The 6,000-nt window shown below is 70.2% G+C and carries 6 protein-coding genes; 4 read left to right on the top strand and 2 right to left on the bottom strand.

Annotated features, from left to right (window positions below):
- The first annotated feature begins 208 nt into the window (after positions 1 to 208).
- A complete protein-coding gene (locus B5D66_RS13890; protein ID WP_235000984.1) occupies positions 209 to 1,138 on the top strand; it encodes a diacylglycerol/lipid kinase family protein in 930 nt (309 codons plus the stop codon).
- A gap of 4 nt (positions 1,139 to 1,142) precedes the next feature.
- On the opposite strand, the gene B5D66_RS13895 is transcribed toward B5D66_RS13890, so the two are convergent.
- Together B5D66_RS13895 and B5D66_RS13900 are read right to left on the bottom strand one after the other, a co-directional pair.
- Positions 1,143 to 1,979 carry a TrmH family RNA methyltransferase gene (locus B5D66_RS13895; RefSeq protein ID WP_078762346.1) on the bottom strand — a complete coding sequence of 279 codons (837 nt, stop codon included), beginning with the start codon at positions 1,977 to 1,979 and terminating at the stop codon, positions 1,143 to 1,145.
- A 45-nt stretch (positions 1,980 to 2,024) separates the two neighbouring features.
- Positions 2,025 to 2,531 carry a hypothetical protein gene (locus tag B5D66_RS13900; protein ID WP_144390124.1) on the bottom strand — a complete coding sequence of 169 codons (507 nt, stop codon included), beginning with the start codon at positions 2,529 to 2,531 and terminating at the stop codon, positions 2,025 to 2,027.
- 555 nt (positions 2,532 to 3,086) lie between these two features.
- Here B5D66_RS13900 and B5D66_RS13905 point away from each other — a divergent pair.
- The 3 genes from B5D66_RS13905 to B5D66_RS25115 form a co-directional block, all read left to right on the top strand.
- Positions 3,087 to 4,850, top strand: a complete 1,764-nt coding sequence (locus tag B5D66_RS13905) for a substrate-binding and VWA domain-containing protein (protein WP_078762159.1) — start codon at positions 3,087 to 3,089, stop codon at positions 4,848 to 4,850.
- 309 nt (positions 4,851 to 5,159) lie between these two features.
- Entirely contained in the window at positions 5,160 to 5,687 is a 528-nt protein-coding gene (locus B5D66_RS13910; protein WP_235000985.1) for a hypothetical protein, read from the top strand.
- Positions 5,688 to 5,758: 71 nt separating this feature from the next.
- A partial coding sequence (locus tag B5D66_RS25115; RefSeq protein ID WP_144390142.1) for a DUF2510 domain-containing protein occupies positions 5,759 to 6,000 on the top strand: 242 nt, incomplete at its 3' end.

The following is a 6,000-nucleotide window of genomic DNA, read 5'->3' on the forward strand; positions in this document are numbered from 1 at the left end:
TACGCCACGGCCGGGCCCGCGCGAGGGCCCGCGGTCGTGGGTCTGATCATCATCGAAGGTACCAGCGGCGCCCCGATCGTCCCGGAGCGGCCAGACGCCCGACCTGTGGGGACATGCACGCCCGCCGTGGGGAGTAATCCGCCCAACAGCGGGCAATAGCGCTGTCGGAGCCCGTGACACGGCTCCGCACGTCTCGATGATCCGCACGGTGACCGTCCCCGTGCCGACCACGAACCCCCGGAGGGATCCCGTGCTCATCATCAGCAACTCCAAGGCCGGGACGAACGAGGACGCCCTGTTACGCACGGCGGTCGGCGAGCTGGCCATCTCGGGCGGCGGCGCGGTCGAGGTCGGCTACTCCTGCTCCCCCGAGGAACTCGACGAGCTCCTGGACCTCGGCCACGAGACCGTGGTCGTGGCGGGAGGGGACGGCAGTCTCCACGCGCTGGCCAACGCGCTGCACCGACGTTCGGAACTGGGAGAACGCACAGTCGGCCTGATCCCGTTGGGCACCGGCAACGACTTCGCCCGTGGCCTGGGCATCCCCCTGCAGGCCGCCGACGCCGCCCACGCCCTGGCCGAGGGGACCGCGCGACCGCTCGACCTCTTCGTCGACGACGAGGGCCAGATCACGGTCAACGCCGTCCACCTCGGTGTCGGCGCCGATTCCACCCGTGAGGCGGCCCGCTGGAAGAAGGTCCTGGGACCGGTGAGCTTCCCCGTCGGCGGGCTGATCGCGGGCTGGGCCGCGCAGGGGTATCGGCTGCACGTCGAGGCCGACGGCGAGACCGTGATCGACACCCGCCACAAGGTCCTCATGGTCGGGCTGGCCAACGGCCGCTTCATCGGGGGCGGCGCCGGGACCCTCGACCCCGACGCCCGGGTCGACAACGGCCTGATCAACCTCGTCGTCTCGCGCTCCCGCGGTTTCTGGCGGCGCGCCGCCCACGCGATCCGGCTCCACCGGGGCACCCACCCGATGGAGATGGACGTCTACCGCCGCCAGGCGCAGGTCATCTCGGTCCGAGGCGAGCCGGTCACCGCCAGCAACGACGGCGAACTCGAGGAGAACATCACCTCGCGCACCTGGCGGGTGCTGCCCGGGGCCTGGAACTTCATCCTCCCCGGCGGGGCATGACCCCTCAACCGGCCGCGCGGTCCTCGACCCGCCCCCGGACCAGCTCATAGCAGGCGATGGCGGCGGCCGCGGTGACGTTGAGGGAGTCGACGTCACGGTCGACCATGGGAACGCGCACACACACGTCGGCCTGTTCCATCCAGCGTGACGACAGGCCGTCGCCCTCGGTCCCCATGAGGAGCGCGTTCCGGTCCCGCGCTCCGGTGCCGGCCAGCGCCTCGGCGATGGGGACCGACCCCGGGGCCGGTGTCATCGCGAGCAGCCGGAACCCCAGCCGGCTCAGTTCCCCCAACCCCGCGTACCAGTCGTCCAGACGCGCGTAGGGCAGGGTGAACACCGCTCCCATCGACACCTTGATCGACCTGCGGTAGAGGGGGTCCGCGCAACGGGGGGCGAGGACGACCGCGTCCACCCCGAGCCCGGCGGCGCTGCGGAAGATCGCCCCGACGTTGGTGTGGTCGACGATGTCCTCCAGCACCACCACGCTACGGGCGTCGGCTATGACCTGTTCGACGGTCGGCAGGGGCCTGCGATGGAACGAGGCGAGCGCGCCACGGTGCAGGTCGAAGCCCACCAGGCGGTGCGCGACGTCCTCGCTGACCACGTACACCGGAGCGGCGAGGCCTTCCATGACGTCGGCGAGCGCCTCACGCCGGCGCTCGGTGAGCAGGAAGGAGCGTGGGCGGTAGCCCGCCTGGAGCGCCCTGCGGATCACCTTCTCGCCCTCGGCCATGAACAGGCCGTGCTCGGCCTCCAGGCTCTTGCGCAGGTTGACGTCGCGGAGCCGCACGTAATCGGCCAACCGCTCGTCGGTGGCGTCGCTGACCTCGATGACCTTCACGGGGTCCAAGCATCGCACGCCCCCGCCTCAGGGGTGTCCGGGGTCCTACTCCAGCGGGTCGGTCAGCGGCCTGAGCCGCTGCCAGCGCGCCTCCTGGCAGGAGCCCACGCGGGTGACCTCGGTCTCGATCTCCTGTTCCTCCCAGGTGCCGGTGATCGTGGCGCGCTGGGGGCCATAGGTCAGATCGGTGCAGACCGCGTTGGGCGCCACCTCGTCGAAGGGGGTGTCGGTCTCGTCCCGCTCGGCCCGCTCGGCCAGGGCGGCACAGGCCGCCGGGTCCACGTCGGGCACCCCCGTGCAGGTCAGGTTCTGCTCGTAGACCTGTTCCCCGTCGTCGACGCGGACCTCGATGTTGCCGACGGGCCCCAGGGAGAGATCGCCCAAGCCGCTCATCGCGGTCATCTCCTGCCCGGACAGAGGCGAGGCGGGCGGAGACACCAGCGAGGCGCCGATCATCGCCGTGTAGACCAGGGCCCCGCCCAGGCACAGGCCGCCCAGGAGCGTGGTACCGATCGTGCCGTGGGAGGTCCGGCGAGGGTTCAACTTGGACATGGCCGCCACTCTAAGAATTCGGATGGTCACGCAGGCCGACGGGAACTCTCCCGTACCGGCCGTTTCATCCCGCGCTCCCCCACCGCGGCCGGGCCGCGCGGCCCGTCCTCCCCCGGTGGCGCCGCGCCCCTACCCGGCACGCGAGTCCGGCAGAACGCCGGCGCGAGCCGTTTGGCATCCTAGCCGCGAATCGCAGCGCAAAATGCCCCGGCCCGCTCATTCGGCCACGAACCGCTTCCTTCCCTCCCCTCTCACCCGCCTTCCCTCGCGGCGACACCACAGGTGATCGCCCAGCTCCGGGGAGTCATCGACTGTTTCCCGGAGGACAAGGCTCAGCGGATCACGATTCGGCTACGGAAAAGGGGGTCCGCCGACTATTCATCAACCGTCCACCGCCACAAAAGCCTACAGAAACCGGCTTTTCGTCTATCGAGGAAGCCACTTCCCCTCCTCCGCCGACTCTCCTGGAGGAGAAGTCCCCCTTTTGTCCCGATAGCGACTTCAGTACCGTTCGCTACCTGGAAACGTCGGGATCAGACCAGTGAGGACACCACTTTGGGACGGCACCGCGGAAACAGCCCGGACGAGGACGATCACCGACCGCGCCGTCGCTCCGGCCGCAGCCGCAGACGACGCGGCCGAGGCGGCGCCATCACGGCGTTCGCGGCCGCCTTCGCCGTCCTCCTCGGTCTGGGCGTCACCGGATGGGTCCTCATCGACCGACAGGGCGGCTGTGGCAGAGAGGACATCTCCCTGAAGGTCCTCGCCGCCTCCGAGCTCTCCCCCGTCCTCACCCGGATCGCCTCGTCCTTCAACGCCGGGGAACACTCGCTGGACGGCCGTTGCGTCCAGGTCGAGGTCCGCGGGGCCGACTCCGCGAACGTCGCCTACGGCATCAGCGGCGCCGGCCCCACCATGGGGGACACCTCCTCCCACGTGTGGATCCCCGACTCGTCGCTGTGGCCCTCCCTCGTCGAGCGCTCGACCGAGAACGCCGTCTTGACCGACACCGGGACCGCCGTCGCCCACTCCCCGCTCGTCCTGGCGCTCCCCCGCGAAGCCGCGGAGGACGGCGAGGCGACCTCCTGGGCCACCCTCGTCCCGACCGACACGGCCACCCCCGGGAACGGCGGCTACGACGTCCGGTTGATCGACCCCGTGCGCAGCTCCTCGGGCCTGGCCACCCTCGCGCTCATCAAGGGCGCGATCGGCGACGGCCAAGAGCAGCAGGCCCGGCTCATCGCCGCCTTCCAAGGACTGCAACAGGGGGTCGCGACCGATGAAGAGGCCGCCTTCAGCGCGCTGAGCGGGGACTCCGGGGACGCCAGCCCTGTTCTGGTCCTGTCCGAACAGGCCGCGTGGCGCTACAACAACGAACACGAGAACGCCCCCGCGCACGTCAACTATCCCGAAGGGGGTACCTACACGCTGGACTATCCCTACCTGCTCCGCACCGACGACCCCCTGCTGTCCCGGGCCGCCGAGGCGTTCCGCGCGGAGCTGACCGGCGATGACGCCCAGTCCCTCATCCGCGGCGAAGGCTTCCGATCCGCCGACGGCACCGCCGACACCGAGGTCCTGCGCTCCGAGGCCGGCTTCCAAAAGGAGATCCCCGCGGAACTCCCCTCCCCTTCCGGGGGCGCGGTGGAACAGCTCACCAGGGCGTGGAACCAGCTCAAACTCAACACCCGAATGCTCACCGTCCTGGACATCTCCGGCTCGATGGCCGAGGCCGTCCCCGGCACCGGCCTGACCCGGATGAACGTCACCACCCAGGCGGCCACGGAGGGGTTGTCGCTGTTCCCCGAGGACGCCGAGATCGGCCTGTGGGAGTTCTCCGTCCGCATCAACGGCGACCTCGACTACCGGGAGACCGTCCCGATCCGGCCACTCGACAACGAGGTCGAAGGGGGCACCCAGCACCAGGCTCTCACCACCGCCCTCGCCGGGATCGAGCCGAAACCCGACGGCGACACCGGTCTCTACGACACCATCCTCGCCGCCTACCGCGAGATGTCCCGTACCTACAAGGCCGATCGGGTCAACACGATCCTGGTGCTCACCGACGGCAACAACGACGACGAGGGCAGCATCAGCCTGGACGAACTCCTGACGACCCTGGAGGAGGAGTTCGTCCCGGACCGTCCGGTCGCGGTCATCTCCATCGCTTTCGGCCCCGACATCGACCCTGAGCCGCTGGAGCGCATCGCCCAGGTCACCAAGGGGGCGGCCTACAGTACCGACGACCCGACCGAAATCGGCGACATCTTCCTCCAGTCCTTCGCGCTACGCATCGCCGACACCGGGGAAGAGGGGTAAACCGTCGCGAGGTGGCCGGTCCTGGCCGGGACACCTCACCCCGCGATATCCACTGCCCGCGCCGGATGGGACAGACAGAACGTCCCCACCCAGCAGGCGACACCTATGGACTTAACGGGCGTCTTCGCATACGCAGGGAGTGCGGAACACGTGCGAACTCGTTGAGAGGTGACCGTCGTGGGCAACGCGTGGATGCCAGGCGCCGGACGGGTCCGCGGCACGTCCCCCGGAGGCAGACTCCGGGGCGGCGCACCGCGCGCCGTGTGGCAGACCACCGAATCCGACCCGAACGCCCTTTCCGCCCGTGCCGTGGCCCAACGCCTGGAGGCCGACGGGCGGACCGCCCACCTCGTGTGGAATCCCCTGACCGGAGAGACCGTACAGCTCCTACCCGCCACGGCCTGCGCCGAAGGACAGCTCACCACCGGCGGCCCCGACAGGGCCCGCGAGGGACGGGTCTGCGTGCTCATCCAGGTGATCGGGCACTCACTACGGCCGTTCACCGACGGCCCTCTCGCCGGCCTCGACCCCATCCTCGACTGGCTCGACTCCTGGAGCGTCCCGCGTCGCTGGCCCGCCGGGCCTCCCCCCGCGGCCTCCCCCTACTCCCGAGGATGCAGCGACCATCTCTGGGCGCAGGGCGGCCACTTCGGCCATTCCCAGGTCCCCGGTGTGTCCTCCGCCTCCCCCGGCGGCATCGATCCGCAACGGCTTCTGGGGCGTTCCGTGCCACGGCCGCGCGACGGCTCCGCGGCATCGGTGAGCGTCGCCCCGTTCCCCCAGGTCGGACATAACGGAAACGGAATCCGGGAACATGTGACGGCCTCCCCGATCTGACGTCCCTCGCCTTCCCCCACGTAACGGAACCCTGGTCGTTCCCGGTCCACGGACCCTCTAGTCTGTCGCCCATGGGTGGATCGATCGAACCGGGCTGGTACGCGGATCCCCACGGGGCCGAGAATCAGCTGCGCTGGTGGAACGGCGAGGAGTGGACACAGCACGTCCGCTCGCTCTCGGAACTTTCGGAACGGGCGGACGGCGCCGAGAGCACCGCCGACCTCACCGACCTCTCCCAGGGGGACCGGAGGGGTCGGCCCGACGACGCGGACCAACCCACCGCCGACCTCACCGACCACACCCACCCCACCGG

It is taken from the genome of Marinactinospora thermotolerans DSM 45154 (assembly GCF_900167435.1).
Taxonomy (GTDB): domain Bacteria; phylum Actinomycetota; class Actinomycetes; order Streptosporangiales; family Streptosporangiaceae; genus Marinactinospora; species Marinactinospora thermotolerans.

Bases quoted from the DNA above. Each gene is read 5' to 3' on its own strand.
- B5D66_RS13900 (WP_144390124.1), bottom strand. From the start codon at position 2,531: ATGTCCAAGTTGAACCCTCGCCGGACCTCCCACGGCACGATCGGTACC.